Below are 14,638 nucleotides of genomic sequence, written 5' to 3'. Positions count from 1 at the left end.
CAGCGGTTCCAACTTCGGACCACGACGCGGCACCGGCACCCCGGCAGAAGAACTCATACGAGATCTAACGACGGACTACCGGCGCAGGACACTAGTGCGAACCCTACTGGCCGCGATTCTCGCGCTCTTCCTGCCTGCCCGGGGGAAGCGCCACGCCACGCCTGCCCCCGTCGTACGCCCCGTTTCCCGTCCGCTGCCTGCCCCCAGGGCGCCCCGGCCGGCCGACGTAATCAACGCTGACCGGCTTCCCTTCGTACGCCCCTTCGTCATCGCGCACGAACGGCAGCAGGAGCGGGAACGGCAGCGGGAACGGCGCACAGCGGCAGTGCTCGCAACGTTCGGCATTGACTACCCGTACGGCCCCCAGGGGCGTGCGGCATGAGCGACCTTCGCCGTATGCCTCCGGGTACCGACGGGAAAGCCGCCTACTGCCAGCCGGGCGGGATGGTGGCCGAACTCAGCGACACGATCGAGAACCAGTTGATTGAGTCGGGCGCCGTCGTCCTGGGGCTCGTGCGCGCCATGCTCGACGGCCCCCAACTGACGGCCGATGAAGCGTGGTTCATGTTGCAACGCACGGTCGAGTGTCTGCGTGACGCGCTGAACGTCGCTGAGTTGCGCGGCGAACGACTCGCAGCAGCAGCGGACGACTAAGCAACGGCGCTCCGAGACGACAGAAGCCCCCAGGCGCTCAGGGATCATCCGGGGCACCTGGGGGCTTCCTCATGCTGAAAACCGGCATTCTCAGCGGTCACTCAGCGCCATCATGGCATCTGCCGGTGAGGCAGCCCTGTGCACGATGCCGTGGGCCCGGGCCGCGGTCAGGTCGTGCGTGCGGCCCGGTGTCGCGCGGGGAGAACCACAGCGGGGTGCCGTCCGGACGCGCGATCACCTGCACGTTCATGCCGTGCTTGCGGCGTTTCATCGAGTAGTACGGCTCGTCCGCGCGGACGCGGTCGACGGAGATCAGAGTGCCGTCAACGATGACATGGTCGCCTTCACCGAGACCGGCGAGGGCTTCGTGAGGCCCGGAGCCCAGGCAGCCAGCACCTCCAGAGCCTCGTCAACGCACCGCCAGGCGGTGGCCTGTGATATCCCGAACCCTGCGCCGAGCTGGGCGAACGTCTCGTTCTTGCGTAGGTGGACCAGCGTGAGCAGTGCCTGGTCGAAGCATGCGGACAGACCCCGGAGCGCGGGGCGGAAGGTGTCGGGCGCGTTCATGCCCGTCGTGAAGGGAGTCGGCGACTCACCGGCGCTGACCTGGGCGTTTGCTGCCACTGGGGCCACTCCTCAGAACGTGATCTAAGGAGTGCTCGGAGACCCCGAGGGCAACGAGTTCTGCGTTGCGCGCAGCGAGTCCGACCGGGCCGCGACGACGTCCTGACCCCCAGGATGCGGTACGGGCGGGGCGTGGGCCGCAGCGCCTCGGGCGCGTCACAGGCACACGATGGTGGCTTCCCCGGGGGCGGGCCTGCCCGTCACGGCATATCCGGAATATCTGCCCATTAGGATGCAAACCCTCGTGGCGATGATCAGTCTGTGACAGGGGTTCGCATGCACGGCACGCGACGGTCGATCCGTGACCAGGGCCAGGACCTGGGCCGGAGCCGGTGGTGAGATGGCCGGCCCGGCGAAACGGCGTCAACGGCACCAGCCGCCGTGCAGCGCAGCAGGACGGTGCGAGCCCACGGCTGCCCACGCCGTCCCCCTGGATGCGCTGGCTACCGGCGTTGTACGTCGCCGGTGTGCTGGCGCTCGAGCCGATCACGCCGGTGCAGTGGCCGGTGAGCTTCCTGCTCATCGCGCTTCCGGTGGTCGCCGCCTACGCGCACGGCCCTGCCGCCGTCCTGGCCGTCACGGTCTTCGCCGTCGTACTGGAGGGCGTGCTGGCCGGTACGCCGTGCTGCGCCGGACGCATGGTGGACTATCTCTGGAACCGCAACTATGTCGGCGCCTACGTCTGCACCGCTCTCCTCGGAGTACTGGGCGCCATTCTCGCCTCCCACCGGATGCGCCGTGAGCGCACGCTCGCGACCCTGCGCTCGGTGGCCGAGACGGCGCAGCGTGTGCTGTTGCGCCCCCTGCCCCGCCGGGTGGGCCGGATCTCGATGGAGGCGCTCTATCTCTCCGCCGCGGCAGAGGCACGGATCGGCGGTGACCTGTACGAGGCGGTCGCCACCGCGCACGGAGTCCGCTTCCTCATCGGCGACGTACGGGGCAAGGGGCTGCGGGCGGTGGAGACGGCGGCGACGATGCTGAGCGCCTTCCGTGAGGCCGCCTACGAAGAGCCCGACCTGGTCGGCGTGGCGCGCCGCGTCGAGCGGAGCATCAGCCGCAGGGCGGCGCAGTTGCCGGGCAGTGACATGGCGGAGCGCTTCGTCACGGCGGTGTTCGCGGAGGTACCCGATGACGAGCCTGTGGTCCGCCTCGTCAACTGCGGCCACCCGCCCCCCCTGCGGCTGCACCCCGACGGCGTCACCGAGCTGCATCCGTCCAATCCGGGGCTGCCCCTGAACCTGGGCGTTCTGCTGGGCGTCGACTACTGCGTGGACGTGATGCCGTTCCGTCCCGGCGACCTGCTGCTGCTCTACACCGACGGCGTGACCGAGACCCGCGACGCCCACGGATCCTTCTATCCGCTGCACGAGCGCATCCGGCCGTGGGTAGCCCTGTCTCCTCTTGATCTGCTGAGCCGTCTCCACCAGGACTTGGTCGCCTTCTCCGACGGCCACCTCGACGACGACATCGCCGTCCTGGCCGCGTACCGCCTGTCCGACGACCCCCTCGGTCAGGGCTGACCGTTCCGTCGGGCTCGCCGGGGCGGGTCTTCATGGAGCAGACGCGGCGTAGGGCATGTGTCGGCGGCTCCCCGCTCGCCCGCGAGGAGACGACGACGCGGACCACGGAAGCGACCTGGCGCCGTCACCGAGAAGCGTCCGCCTCGGTGGCGGCGTCCGTCGCTCCCTGGAGGACCGCGCCCGCGACCACGTCGACGAGGCGGTCGGCGCGCGACGCGAGCGAGGGCTGGTCGCCGAGCCAGGCGAGCATGGCGATCATGGCGAACAAGTCGTCGCCGTCGATGTCGTTCCGTGCCACACCGGCGTCCTGGGCCCGCGTGAGAAGCCGGGTGCCGGCCGCGCGCAGCGTGACGCAGGAGGCGTGCAGCGCGGATTCCTCGTCCTCGATGGCGGCTGCCATGAGCACGGTGACACCCCGGTACGTGGTCGTCCATGCCACGCAGTCGCGGGTCCACGAGACAAGTGCGTCCTCGGGGGAGTGCGACGCCTCGAACTCGGTCGCCCTCGCCGTGAGTTCCTCGAAGCTCGTGTGGAGCAGGGCCTCCAGCAGGGCCTCGCGGGTCGGAAAGTGACGCAGCAGTGTCGCCAGCCCGACACCTGCCCTGCGCGCGATGTCACGCATGGACGCCTCGACGCCCTGCTCGGCGACGGCGGTGCCCGCGACTGTGAGCAGGTGGTCGCGGTTCTTCCTGGCGTCGGCTCGCATGGGTCCCCTCGTTTGACTAAGCGGATCAGTGGTCCATATATTCGGATCAGTGAACCGGTTATGTGGATCGGCGATCCACATAAGTCTATGCTCCGTCCTGACCAGGAGAGAAGCAATGCCGACGGCCACCATGAACGCCATCCGCCTGCACGACTTCGGCGGCTCCGAGGTGCTACGCCACGAGAGGGTGCCGATCCCCGAACCCGCGCCGGGCGAGGTCCTCGTCCGCGTGCACGCGGCCGGCCTCAATCCGCCCGACTGGTACGTGCGCGACGGCATGCCCGGCATCCCGCCGGAGTTCAGGCCGCCGTTCGACCTGCCGCTGATCCCCGGAACCGACATCTCGGGCGTCGTGGAAGCCACCGCGGCCGACGTCCACGGCTTCGCGGCCGGGGACGAGGTGATCGGCATGCTGCGCTTCCCCGTGCTGATGCAGAGCGGGGGATACGCCGAGTACGTCACGGCCCCGGTGACCGACCTCGCCCCCAAGCCGGCCTCCGTCGACCATGTGCACGCCGCCGGACTGCCCATGTCGGGGCTCACCGCCTGGCAGTACCTGATCGAGGTCGGGCACGACCACCCCTCGCCCTTCCAGGAGGCCGAGCACCGCCCGGTGCGGCTGGACAGCGGCACGACCGTACTCGTCAACGGCGCCGGCGGCGGCGTGGGGCACCTCGCGCTCCAGCTGGCGAAGTGGAAGGGCGCCCGCGTCATCGCCGTGGCCTCCACCGCCCACGAGACGTTCTTGCGGGAACTGGGCGCCGACGAGTTCATCGACTACACGAAACGACACCCCGAGGACGCCGTCCGGGACGTCGACCTGGTCCTCGACGCCGTCGGCGGTCCCACCAGCCGGCGCTTCCTGCGCACGCTCAAGCGGGGCGGCGCCCTCTTCCCGGTCTACTTCGGCGAGTTCGACGACGAGGAGAACGCGAAACTGGGGGTCACCGTGACCGGCACCCAGGTCCGCTCCAACGGCGCCCAACTCGCCGGACTGGCACGTCTGGTGGACACGGGCGCGCTCCGCGTCGCCATCGACAGCACGTTCCCGCTCGCGGACGCCCGGGCCGCTCACGAACGCGCCGCCCGGGGCCACCTCCAGGGCAAGATCGTCCTTACGGTCTCCTGAACCCCGAGCGGCCGCTGTTCGACCCGGCACCACGAAAACCCTTTGGCGCGCCACGACCGGTGCTGCTAGGTTCGCCGAGGCCGTGCGAGAGAGCGAGGAGGTGGTACCCGTGAACGTATCGACGTGGGTGCTCCCCTCCGGGGTCACGGTCGGGCGATAGGTCGTCCGGGAGCGCCGTTCCAGCGCACTCCCGGAAGGCACGACCATGGCCCTTCACTTCACTTCCGAACGGCACCTCGACGACGGCGTCGTCGAACGCCCCTTCACCTTGGGTGAGATCCCCGGCTTCCTCTGGACCCCCGCGTCCTCCACCGCTTTCGCGCCGGTGCCGCTGATCCTGCTCGGCCACCCCCCGCTCGGACTGGACAGGATGTACCCGCGGCTGGTGGCGCGGGCCCGGCACGCCGCAGCCGACGGCTTCGCCGCGGCCACCATCGAGCTGCCCGGCAGCGGCGACAGGCCCCGTTGGGACACCGTCGAGGAGGCCCGCTCCGAGCTCCGGCGGGTCATGGAGGCCGGCGAGCCGGTCAGCGACGAGATCGTCGACGCGCTGGTCCTCCCGCTCGTCGACCGGTCGGTCCCGGAGTGGCGGTCCGCGCTGGACGCCCTCCTGGCACTGCCCGAGATCGACGGCCCCGTCGGGTACTCGGGAGGAATCATCTCCATCGGCATTCGCCTCGCAGTGGTCGACCCCCGTATCTCGGCGGCCGTCCTCTTCGCCGGCAGCTTCGTGCCACGCGCCGTCTTCGAGGAGGCGCGCCGGGTCACCGTTCCGCTGCACGTCCTGCTGCAGTGGGACGACGAAGGAAACGACCGGCAGGCGTCCCTGGAGCTGTTCGACGCCTTCGCCTCCAAGGAGAAGACCCTGCACGCCACCATGGGCGGACACACCGGCGTCCCCGAGTTCGCGGGAGAGGCGGCGGCCCGGTTCTTCACCCGGCACCTGAGGTGACTCCGGGCCGTCGACTCCCCGGCGGACCGTAGGGGGCACAGCAGCCGCCGTGCTGGCGACGACACGAGGACCCGCCCGGGGGCGGAAGGGAGAAGAGAACAGGCTGCGGGGTGCACCCACGCGCCGGTCTCATGGAGCGAACGGCCGCTTGGGCCCCGGAGGCCGGGCCGCCATCATGGGGCCCATGCACCGGCCGCCGCTCCGTCCTCCCGCCCCCGAGTGGTTCACGGCCGACGACTCGACCCTGAACGTGGCGCTCGTGTATCCGATGCAGGGGCCCGCCGGCATCTTCGGGCCCACCTGCGAGGCATGCGCGCGGCTCGCCGCCGAGGAGGTCAACCGGGCGGGGGGTGTGCTCGGCAAGGAGCTGCGGCTGCTGGAGGTCGACGGCGGTGCGCATCCCGGGCGGGTCGCGGACGAGGTGGAGGCCCTGGTGGCGACGGGCGCGGTGCAGGGGGTCACCGGCTGGCACATCTCGTCGGTACGGCAAGCCGTCGCTCCACGCATCGCGCACCGGGTGCCGTACGTCTACACCGCCCTGTACGAGGGCGGCGAGCGTACCGACGGCGTCTTCCTGACCAGTGAGACGCCCGCGTGGCAACTCCTGCCCGCGATAAGGCTGCTCGCCGAGGAGCGGGGTGTGCGCCGCTGGTTCGTCGTCGGCAACGACTACGTCTGGCCCCGGCGCACAGCCCGCGCCGCCCGCTACTACGCCCGCGCGAGCCAGGGCCGGGTCTGCGGCGAGGCGTATCTGCCGCTGGGCACCGAGGACTTCACCGGCCTTCTGCGGCGCGTCGAGCGGGCGGACGCCGACGGGGTGCTGATGCTCCTGGTGGGCAGCGACGCGGTCCGCTTCAACCGCGCCTTCGCCGCCGCCGGACTCGACCAGCGCTGCCTGCGCCTGAGCACGCTCATGGACGAGAACATGCTGCTGGCAAGCGGACCCGAGGCGGTCGTCGACCTCTACAGCACGGCCGGCTACTTCGCCTCACTGGCCGACCGCAACACCCTGGACTTCCACGGCCGGTACGCCGGCCGTTTCGGTGTGGAGGCGCCGGTGCCCGGCAGCCTCGGTGAGTCCTGCTACGAGGGCGTACTGCTGCTCGCGGCGCTCATCGAACGGGCCCGCACCCTGGACGTGTCCGCCATCGGCGCGGCCGCCGAGAACGTCGCCTACGAAGGTCCGCGCGGCCTGCTCAGCCTGGACGGACGGCATGTGCGCCAGCGCATCTACCTGGCGCAGGCGGACGGCCTCGATTTCACCGTTCTCGCCCAACTCCGCCCTCCGCACGAGCTGTTGTGAGCGGGCCTCTTCCCTCCAGTGCGTCGGCGAGCTGATCGAGCAGGATCTTCAATTCCTCCTCCTCGCCCTCCCCGCCCAGGGGGTCCGCCTCGTCCCAGTCGGCCCGGACCGCACGCGAGATCTGCTGCCGGCGCTGCGTCCCGCGCGGAGTGAGCTGGGCCAGTACCCGACGCCGGTCATCGGGGTCGATCCGGCGGAACACCAGGTTCTGGTCGACGAGTTGGTCCATCAGTTTGGTCAGGGTCGGCGCCGGCAGGAAGGCGTGGTCGGCGAGGGCCGTCATGCTGTGCCCCTCGCCGTCGGAGAGCAGGTCGAGCACCCGCCACGCCTCGATCGAGCAGTCGAACTCGTCGAGCACAGACCGGACCCGCCCCACCGCAAGGCGCTCGGCCCGCGTCAGCAGGTGAAGCAGTTCCTGGGGCCGCCGGGTCCGCCTCGCCATCGCACTCCTCAGCATGCGTCCGGGGGTACGCCCCCGCCGTGGGGACTGGACGAGCGTACCTCTCAACGTCTCGACCATTTAGGGGATTACCGCAATCTGATCCTTTCCCGGGGAAGCAATAAATGCGGCCGATAAGGCTGTTGGATACTGGTCCTCAATTACACGGAAACACCGTGGAAACAGTTTCGCCGCAGGCTGTGGACGCACTTCAGCGACCAGCCCGGAGGTCACCCCCGCAACGGCTGGTGGCCCGCGCGCCGAACGCCGCCCGCCGCTCTGAAGGGCGTCTCTCCCCGTCCTCCATCCGTTCCTCAACAGCCCCTCGGGGCACGGAGGTTCTGCATGCCAGGCTCCAGCATCAGCAGGCGCGGTCTCCTGACCGGTTTCACCGTCCTGGGCACGTCCGCCGCTCTCAGCGCCTGCGGCGCCAAGACCGGCAGCGACACCTCGTCCGCCGCCGGCGCGAAGGCCGACACCTCGGGCGACACCGTCAAGGTGGGTCTGCTGAACTCGCTTTCCGGCACCATGGCCATCAGCGAGGTGACCGTCCACAATGCCCTGCTGCTCGCCGTCAAGGAAATCAACGCCGCCGGTGGCGTCCTCGGCAAGAAACTCGACCCGGTGAGCCAGGACGGCGCCTCCGACTGGCCCACCTTCGCCGAGAAGGCGCAGACCCTGATCACGGACTCCAAGGTCGTCGCCACCTTCGGCTGCTGGACCTCGGCCAGCCGCAAGGCCGTCAAGCCGGTCTTCGAGCGCAACAAGTCGCTGCTGTTCTACCCCGTGCAGTACGAGGGCCTGGAGCAGTCCCCGTACATCTTCTACGTCGGCGCCACCACCAACCAGCAGATCGTTCCCGGGCTGGACTACCTCAAGAAGCAGGGCCTGACGAAGCTCTACCTGGTCGGCAGCGACTACGTCTTTCCGCGCACCGCCAACAAGGAGATCAGGGCGTACGCCAAGGCCCACGGCATGGAGGTGGTCGGCGAGGACTACGCGCCGCTCGGCTCCACCGAGTTCAGCACCATCGTCAACAAGGTCAAGGACGCCGGCGCGGACGCCGTGTTCAACACGCTCAACGGCGACAGCAACGTGGCCTTCTTCAAGGAGTACAAGTCGGCGGGGCTCACCGCGAAGAGCCTGCCGGTGCTCTCGGTGTCCATCGCCGAGGAGGAGGTGAAGAGCATCGGCACCCAGTACCTGGAGGGCCAGTTGACGGCCTGGAACTACTACCAGACCACTCCCGGGACGGCGAACGCGAAGTTCGTGAAGGCGTACCAGGCCGCCTACGGCAAGAACAAGCCGACCTCCGACCCGATGGAGGCCGCCTACACCTCCGTGTACCTGTGGAAGGCCATGGTCGAGAAGGCCGGCTCCTTCGACGTGGCCGAGGTGAAGGCAGCCGCGGACGGCATCACCTTCGACGCCCCCGAGGGCAAGGTCACCGTCGACGGAGCCACCCAGCACGTCCACAAGACGGCCCGCATCGGCAAGGTGGGCGCGGACGGCCAGATCACGGAGGTGTGGAACTCGGGCAAGCCGATCAAGCCGGACCCGTACCTCAAGGGCTACGACTGGGCCTCCGGTCTCTCCTGAGATCCCTCGGCCCCTCGCGGCGGGGCCCGGTCCCTCCCTCCAGGCCGGGCCCGCCCCGCGCCCGCACTCTCCGTCCCCGATCCGGAGCCGCCTCATGACGGTCGTCCTCAATCAGTCCTTCACCGGCATCAGCATCGGTGCCGTGCTGCTGCTCATCGCCCTCGGACTCACCCTGACCTTCGGTCAGATGGGTGTCATCAACATGGCGCACGGCGAGTTCATCATGGCCGGCGCCTACACGACGTACGTGCTCCAGCAGTCCGTCAGCAGTGCCGGCGTCTCCCTGCTCGTCGCGCTGCCGACGGCCTTCCTCGTCGCCGGAGCGATGGGAGCCCTCCTCGAGTGGCTGCTCATCCGGCGCCTCTACACCCGCCCCCTGGACACCCTGCTGGTCACCTGGGGCGTCTCCCTGATGCTCCAGCAACTCGCCCGGGACGTCTTCGGCGCCCCCAACGTGCAGACCGCCGCGCCCGACCTGCTGACCGGCCACATCAGCGTGGGCGGCATAACCCTCGCCAACAACCGCCTGTTCATCCTCGGCCTCGCCCTGCTGTGCGTGCTCGCCCTCACCCTGATCCTGCGGCTCACCCCGCTCGGACGCCGTATCCGGGCCGTCGTCCAGAACCGCGACCTCGCCGAGGTGTCCGGCATCGCCACCGGACGCGTCGACCGCACCACGTTCTTCATCGGGTCGGGCCTCGCGGGCGTGGCCGGGGTCGCGCTCACCCTGGTCGGCCCGATCGGCCCGACGATGGGCACCAACTACATCGTCGACGCCTTCCTGGTCGTGGTCGTCGGCGGTATCGCCCAGCTCAAGGGCAGCGTCATCACCGCCTTCGCGCTCGGCGTGCTCCAGTCGGTGCTGGAGTACTCCACGACCGTCAGCGTCGCCAAGGTCGTGGTCCTGGTGGCGATCGTCGACTTCCTCCAATGGCGACCCCAGGGCCTGTACACACTGCGCACCCGGAGCCTGGCATGACCACAACCACACCCGCCACCACCGACACGCAGGCCCACCGGCCGAAGGCACCACCCCTGGAACGCCTCCGCGCGCCCGCCGCGTTGCTCCTCGGGGCCGTCCTGCTGCTCGGCGTCGCCCCGCTCGCCCTCTCCGACTTCCGGCTCAACCTCCTGGCCAAGTACCTGTGCTACGCCATCGTCGCCGTCGGCGTGAGCCTCGCCTGGGGGCGCGGCGGGCTGCTGGTCCTCGGCCAGGGCGTCTTCTTCGGGCTCGGCGGCTACGCCATGGCGATGCACCTCAAGCTCGCCGACGCCGCCGCCACCGGCCAGACCCTGCCCGACTTCATGCAGCTGTACGGCACCGGTGACACGCTTCCCTGGTGGTGGCAGCCGTTCGCCGACCCCGTCCTCGCCCTCGCCCTGACCGTCCTGCTGCCGATGGTGGTAGCGGCACTGCTCGGTTTCTTCGTGTTCCGCCGCCGGGTGAAGGGCGCGTACTTCGCGATCCTCAGCCAGGCGCTGGCCGCCGCCTTCGCGATCTGGCTCGTCGGCCAGCAGGCCACCACGGGCGGCACCAACGGCCTCACCGACCTTCAGGGCTTCTTCGGCTACGACCTCGACGACCCGGTCAACCAGCGCATGGTGTACCTCGTCATCGCGGCCGCGCTGCTGCTCATGACGGCCGCCGCCCGCCAGCTGTTCGTCAGCCGCTACGGCGAACTCCTCGTCGCGGTACGCGACTCGGAGGAGCGGGTGCGCTTCCTCGGCTACAACCCGGCCAACGTCAAGCTGGTGGCGTACGTCGTCGCGGCCGGTATGGCGGGTCTCGCCGGCGCCCTCTTCGTCCCCGCCGTGGGGATCATCTCCCCGGCGCTGATCGGCATCGCGCCGTCGATCGGCTTCGTCATCGGCGCGGCGGTCGGCGGCCGGGCCAGCCTGGTGGGCGCGGTGCTGGGCGCCATCGCGGTCGCCTGGACGCAGAGCACGCTGTCGGACGCCTACCCCGCCGCGTGGACCTACCTCCAGGGCCTGCTGTTCGTGCTGGCGGTCGGCTTCCTGCCCGGTGGACTCGCCTCGCTGGCGACCGTCCTGCGGCGCAGGCGCCGCAATCCCGCCCTGACGACCGGAGGGACAGCATGAGCGGCGAGGGACTGACCGTCCGCGACCTGCGGGTCACGTTCGACGGCTTCACGGCCGTCGACGGCGTGGACCTGGACATCCACCCGGGCGACCTGCGGTTCCTCATCGGCCCCAACGGCGCCGGGAAGACCACCCTGGTCGACGCGGTCACCGGCCTGGTGAAGGCCACCGGCTCGGTCCGCTTCGGCGGCGAGGAACTGCTGGGCAAACCCGTGCACCGCATCGCCCGCCTCGGCATCGGGCGCACCTTCCAGACCGCCACGGTCTTCGAGGAGCTGACCGTGCTGCAGAACCTCGACATCGCCGCCGGAGCCGGACGCGGGCCGCTGACCATGCTGCGGCGCCGCAAGGGTGTGCCCGAGGAGGTGGCGCGGGCCCTGGAGACCACCGGCCTCACCGACCTGCGCGACCGCCCGGCGGGCGTGCTGGCACACGGCCAGAAGCAGTGGCTGGAGATCGGAATGCTGCTCGTGAAGGACGTGAGACTCCTGCTGCTGGACGAGCCGGTCGCCGGCATGAGCCACGACGAACGCGACGCCACCGGCCGACTGCTGCAACGGATCGGCGAGGACCGTACGGTCGTGGTCATCGAGCACGACATGGACTTCATGCGCTCCTTCGCCCGCAGTGTCAGCGTCCTGCACGCCGGCAAGGTGCTCAGCGAGGGCTCCGTCACGGAGGTCCAGGCCGACGCCAAGGTCCAGGAGGTCTACCTCGGCCGCGCCACCGAACCGACACCGGAGCCCGTGCCCCGGACCGCCGCCGTCCCCGTAGCCGAGGAGGCATGAGCCCAGTGCTGCAGATCAACTCGATCCAGGCCGGTTACGACCGCACCACCGTCCTGCACGGCGTGACCGTCGAGGTAGCGAAGGACGGCGTCGCGGCGGTCCTCGGCCACAACGGCGCCGGAAAGAGCACGCTCCTGAGAGCGGTGATGGGGCTGATCGTGCCGACCGGCGGCACGGTCCTGCTGGACGGCGAGGACATCACCCGCCTGGCCCCCCACCGACGGGTCGCGCGCGGAGTGGCGTACGTCCCGCAGGGCCAGCAGTCCTTCCCGCACCTCACCACAGCGGAGAACCTCCAACTCGTCGCCGACGGACGCCCGGACGGGAAGGAGGCCGTCGCCGAGGCACTGGACCTCTTCCCGGTCCTGCGGGACCTGTCCGGCCGCCGCGCCGGCCTGCTCTCCGGCGGCCAGCGCCAGCAACTCGCCATTGCCCGTGCGCTGATCACCCGACCTCGGCTGCTGCTCCTGGACGAGCCGACGGAGGGCATCCAGCCGTCCGTCGTCGCCGAGATCGAGGAGACGATCCTCGCCCTGACCCGGCGGGGCGGCCTGTCCGTCCTCCTGGTCGAACAGCACGTCGGCTTCGCCATGCGGGCCGCCCAGCGCTACTACGTGTTGGAGGCGGGCAGGGTCACCTCGGCGGGGGAGGGGGGAGCGGGGTCCGAGCAGACCGTGCGGGAGGCGCTGAGCGTGTGAGGGAGGGGGTGGACGAGCGGCCGCGCGCCTGCCCCTCCCCCTCACGTCACTGCGGACGCCGGACGCTGTCGATGATGCGGGTCCAGTTGTCGTTGCCGTGCCCGTTGGCGATGGCGTGGCGGTAGTGAGCCTGGATCGCCCGGGGCAGGGCGAGGTCGAGACCGAGTGAGGCCGTCGTCTCGACGATGTGGTCGGCTGTCGCACCCATCATGGTGACGGTGCTGAGGTGTCCCGGGTGCTCACCGGCGTCCAGCGCCGTGCCAGGGGTCTGTTCACCGGCTCTGAGGATGTCACCGATGGAGTCGGCGAAGGCCAGCAGCTCGGGCAGCGCCTCCGTCGCCTTCAGACCGGCGGTGCCCAGCATGGCGGTGGCGTGCATCAGCGCGGACAAGCCGGCCAGGAACACCGTGAGTTGAGCCTGGTACATCATCTGGGCGAGCCCAGGGTCGTCGCCGAGGTACCTGGGCGTGCCCAGGAGCGCCAGCGTCGGCGAGTGACGGTCCATGACCTCGTGCGGGCCGCTGAAGTAGATGTGGGAAGCCGGTGTGCCGACCATGGGTGCGGGAACCATGACACCCCCCGTGAGGAACGAGGCGTCGTGGCCGGATGCCCAGGCTGCCGCCTGACGCGACCGGTCCGGGGTGTCGGAGCTGAGGTTCACCAGCGTCCGGCCGGTGAGGGACGCGGTGGCGCCGTCGAGGAGGTCGTACATCGCCTGGTAGTCGGTGAGGCTGAGAACGACCAGCTCACTGGCTTCGACCGCGTCGCGCGGTGTGGCGGCGAGCGCCGCCCCGTCGGCGACGACGCCGTCGGCTCGGGCGGCGGTGCGGTTGTAGACGGTGACCGGATGACCGGCGGCGAGGAGAGTCCTCGTCATCGCCTGGCCCATGGGGCCGAGCCCGATCACGGTGACGGGGCCGGCCTTGGTGGTGGCGGTATCGTGGTGTTCGTTCACGCCTCCATGCTCCGAAAGTGCCACCGCTGCCGGAAGTACCCACTATTTTCTGCGGTACTTACCTTTTGGTCAGGGGGTTGGGCGATGGTCAGGGCACCGAGAAGAGGGCCTTACATCTGCGGCGTCGATGCCGCGCTCGATGTGGTGAGCGGCAAATGGAAGGGGCTGATCCTCTGGGAGCTCGACGAGCACGGCGTACGGCGTTTCGCCGAGCTGCGCCGTGCCTTGCCGGGCGTGAGCGAGAAGATGCTCACGCAACACCTGCGTGAGCTGGAAGAGGACGACCTCGTGCACCGGAAGGTGTACGCAGAGGTGCCACCACGGGTCGAGTACTCACTGACCGAGCACGGCCGTACGCTCAATCAAGCGCTCGGGGCGCTCGGCGCCTGGGGCACGGAGCGCATACGCCGTGAAGGCTTCGAGCAGGTCGACGTGGACGCGGCCTCGCACGGTTAGGAACGCAGGTCCGCGGCTCGGCGCCGCCGGGCGTGCCGAGGCGAGCCGACCGGAACGCCCTACGATTCGGCATCTGTCCGGCGGGTCGTCGACCAGTGCTCCTCGAACTCGCTCCGGCTGATCTCCTGTCGCGAGAGCCCAGGGTTGAAGAGGTCCACGACCGGTGGGTTGAACGGCCAGTCGTCCGGGCCGCTGCGTACGGCTGTTCCGTCCTCGGCAAGCTCGACTTGGCGGATGCGGCGCCCGTCGGCCCCCACTTCCATCAGATGGACGACCGGGTCTTCGCCCTCCTCGTCCCAGCGCCGGCGCAGGAACACGATCTCCCTGTCCGCGAGCGCACCGAAGCCTTCGCACCCCCGTTGGGCGTCACGTTCGGCGCGCAGACCGTCCAGCCCGGGAGGCATGCGAGGACCGTCGATGTCGACTTCCTCCAGATCCTCCTCCTGGAACCGGGCCACGGTGTCCGGGTCGGTGACGACTTCAACCCAGGCGAACGTCTCGAGGAGTTCCCGCTCGGAACGCGCTCGGACCCACCACCACGAACCGCCCATGCCGTAGTCGTGCAGGACGAGGAAGCGGCGCTTGCCCGCGCCGGAGTCGTCGGTCATGGACGCCGACCTTAGCGGGCCGTGTCTCGGAGTCGTGCTCCGCGTCTCGCCGGGGCCTGGTGACGCTCACCTGCCCGCCGATGTCTCCTCGCCGCCGTACCGGGGCC

General features: G+C 70.0%; 15 protein-coding genes and 2 pseudogenes. 12 read left to right on the top strand and 5 right to left on the bottom strand.

The genetic code is table 11. From position 1 onward, the window contains the following. Positions 1-378 precede the first annotated feature (378 nt). A complete protein-coding gene (locus tag ABZ899_RS26125) occupies positions 379-654 on the top strand; it encodes a hypothetical protein (RefSeq protein ID WP_361350486.1) in 276 nt (91 codons plus the stop codon). A 124-nt stretch (positions 655-778) separates the two neighbouring features. Here the strand turns inward: ABZ899_RS26125 and ABZ899_RS26120 are convergent. Next, positions 779-1,173: pseudogene (locus ABZ899_RS26120) on the bottom strand (transposase family protein); the annotation flags it as partial. A 136-nt stretch (positions 1,174-1,309) separates the two neighbouring features. On the opposite strand from ABZ899_RS26120, the pseudogene ABZ899_RS26115 reads away from it, so the two are divergent. Together ABZ899_RS26115 and ABZ899_RS26110 are read left to right on the top strand one after the other, a co-directional pair. Further along, positions 1,310-1,384, top strand: a pseudogene (locus ABZ899_RS26115) (VOC family protein); the annotation flags it as partial. Positions 1,385-1,712: 328 nt separating this feature from the next. Further along, positions 1,713-2,798 (top strand): PP2C family protein-serine/threonine phosphatase, encoded by a 1,086-nt coding sequence (locus tag ABZ899_RS26110; protein WP_361350485.1) that lies wholly within the window; start codon positions 1,713-1,715, stop codon positions 2,796-2,798. A gap of 124 nt (positions 2,799-2,922) precedes the next feature. Here ABZ899_RS26110 and ABZ899_RS26105 read toward each other — a convergent pair whose 3' ends face one another. Beyond that, a complete protein-coding gene (locus ABZ899_RS26105; RefSeq protein ID WP_361350483.1) occupies positions 2,923-3,504 on the bottom strand; it encodes a TetR family transcriptional regulator in 582 nt (193 codons plus the stop codon). A gap of 115 nt (positions 3,505-3,619) precedes the next feature. On the opposite strand from ABZ899_RS26105, the gene ABZ899_RS26100 reads away from it, so the two are divergent. From ABZ899_RS26100 to ABZ899_RS26090, 3 genes are all read left to right on the top strand, one after another. Further along, the gene (locus tag ABZ899_RS26100) at positions 3,620-4,633 is read left to right on the top strand and encodes an NADP-dependent oxidoreductase (protein WP_361350481.1); all 1,014 of its coding nucleotides are present in this window, start codon (positions 3,620-3,622) and stop codon (positions 4,631-4,633) included. Between the two features lie 205 nt (positions 4,634-4,838). Further along, complete coding sequence (locus ABZ899_RS26095; RefSeq protein WP_361350479.1) at positions 4,839-5,585, top strand: alpha/beta hydrolase; 747 nt, start codon at positions 4,839-4,841, stop codon at positions 5,583-5,585. A 184-nt stretch (positions 5,586-5,769) separates the two neighbouring features. Continuing rightward, positions 5,770-6,888: a substrate-binding domain-containing protein gene (locus ABZ899_RS26090; RefSeq protein ID WP_361350477.1), complete on the top strand. Its 1,119-nt coding sequence runs from the start codon at positions 5,770-5,772 to the stop codon at positions 6,886-6,888. Here ABZ899_RS26090 and ABZ899_RS26085 read toward each other — a convergent pair. Then, entirely contained in the window at positions 6,845-7,330 is a 486-nt protein-coding gene (locus ABZ899_RS26085; RefSeq protein ID WP_361350475.1) for a MarR family transcriptional regulator, read from the bottom strand. The two genes, ABZ899_RS26090 and ABZ899_RS26085, sit on opposite strands and share 44 nt — an antisense overlap. Positions 7,331-7,672: 342 nt before the next feature. Between ABZ899_RS26085 and urtA the strand changes: the two genes are divergently transcribed. From urtA to urtE, 5 genes are all read left to right on the top strand, one after another. Beyond that, positions 7,673-8,926 carry an urea ABC transporter substrate-binding protein gene (urtA, locus tag ABZ899_RS26080; RefSeq protein WP_361350474.1) on the top strand — a complete coding sequence of 418 codons (1,254 nt, stop codon included), beginning with the start codon at positions 7,673-7,675 and terminating at the stop codon, positions 8,924-8,926. Between the two features lie 94 nt (positions 8,927-9,020). Further along, positions 9,021-9,905, top strand: a complete 885-nt coding sequence (gene urtB / locus ABZ899_RS26075; RefSeq protein ID WP_361350472.1) for an urea ABC transporter permease subunit UrtB — start codon at positions 9,021-9,023, stop codon at positions 9,903-9,905. Next, a complete protein-coding gene (gene urtC / locus ABZ899_RS26070; protein ID WP_361350471.1) occupies positions 9,902-11,026 on the top strand; it encodes an urea ABC transporter permease subunit UrtC in 1,125 nt (374 codons plus the stop codon). The genes urtB and urtC overlap by 4 nt, the downstream gene beginning before the upstream one ends. Further along, complete coding sequence (gene urtD, locus ABZ899_RS26065) at positions 11,023-11,814, top strand: urea ABC transporter ATP-binding protein UrtD (RefSeq protein ID WP_361350470.1); 792 nt, start codon at positions 11,023-11,025, stop codon at positions 11,812-11,814. The genes urtC and urtD overlap by 4 nt, the downstream gene beginning before the upstream one ends. Continuing rightward, positions 11,811-12,512 (top strand): urea ABC transporter ATP-binding subunit UrtE, encoded by a 702-nt coding sequence (gene urtE / locus ABZ899_RS26060; protein ID WP_361350468.1) that lies wholly within the window; start codon positions 11,811-11,813, stop codon positions 12,510-12,512. Before urtD ends, urtE begins: the two co-directional genes overlap by 4 nt. A 46-nt stretch (positions 12,513-12,558) precedes the next feature. Here the strand turns inward: urtE and ABZ899_RS26055 are convergent, their stop codons facing one another. Continuing rightward, the gene (locus ABZ899_RS26055) at positions 12,559-13,467 is read right to left on the bottom strand and encodes an NAD(P)-binding domain-containing protein (RefSeq protein WP_361350466.1); all 909 of its coding nucleotides are present in this window, start codon (positions 13,465-13,467) and stop codon (positions 12,559-12,561) included. A gap of 84 nt (positions 13,468-13,551) precedes the next feature. Between ABZ899_RS26055 and ABZ899_RS26050 the strand changes: the two genes are divergently transcribed. Beyond that, positions 13,552-13,923, top strand: a complete 372-nt coding sequence (locus ABZ899_RS26050) for a helix-turn-helix domain-containing protein (protein WP_361350464.1) — start codon at positions 13,552-13,554, stop codon at positions 13,921-13,923. Positions 13,924-13,982: 59 nt separating this feature from the next. Here ABZ899_RS26050 and ABZ899_RS26045 read toward each other — a convergent pair whose 3' ends face one another. After that, positions 13,983-14,531 (bottom strand): hypothetical protein, encoded by a 549-nt coding sequence (locus tag ABZ899_RS26045; RefSeq protein WP_361350463.1) that lies wholly within the window; start codon positions 14,529-14,531, stop codon positions 13,983-13,985. Between the last annotated feature and the right edge of the window lie 107 nt (positions 14,532-14,638).

Source organism: Streptomyces sp. NPDC046859 (assembly GCF_040645135.1).
Lineage (GTDB): Bacteria > Actinomycetota > Actinomycetes > Streptomycetales > Streptomycetaceae > Streptomyces.
The sequence above is the reverse complement of the archived record's forward strand: the minus strand, read 5'-3'. Positions and strand labels throughout refer to the sequence as shown.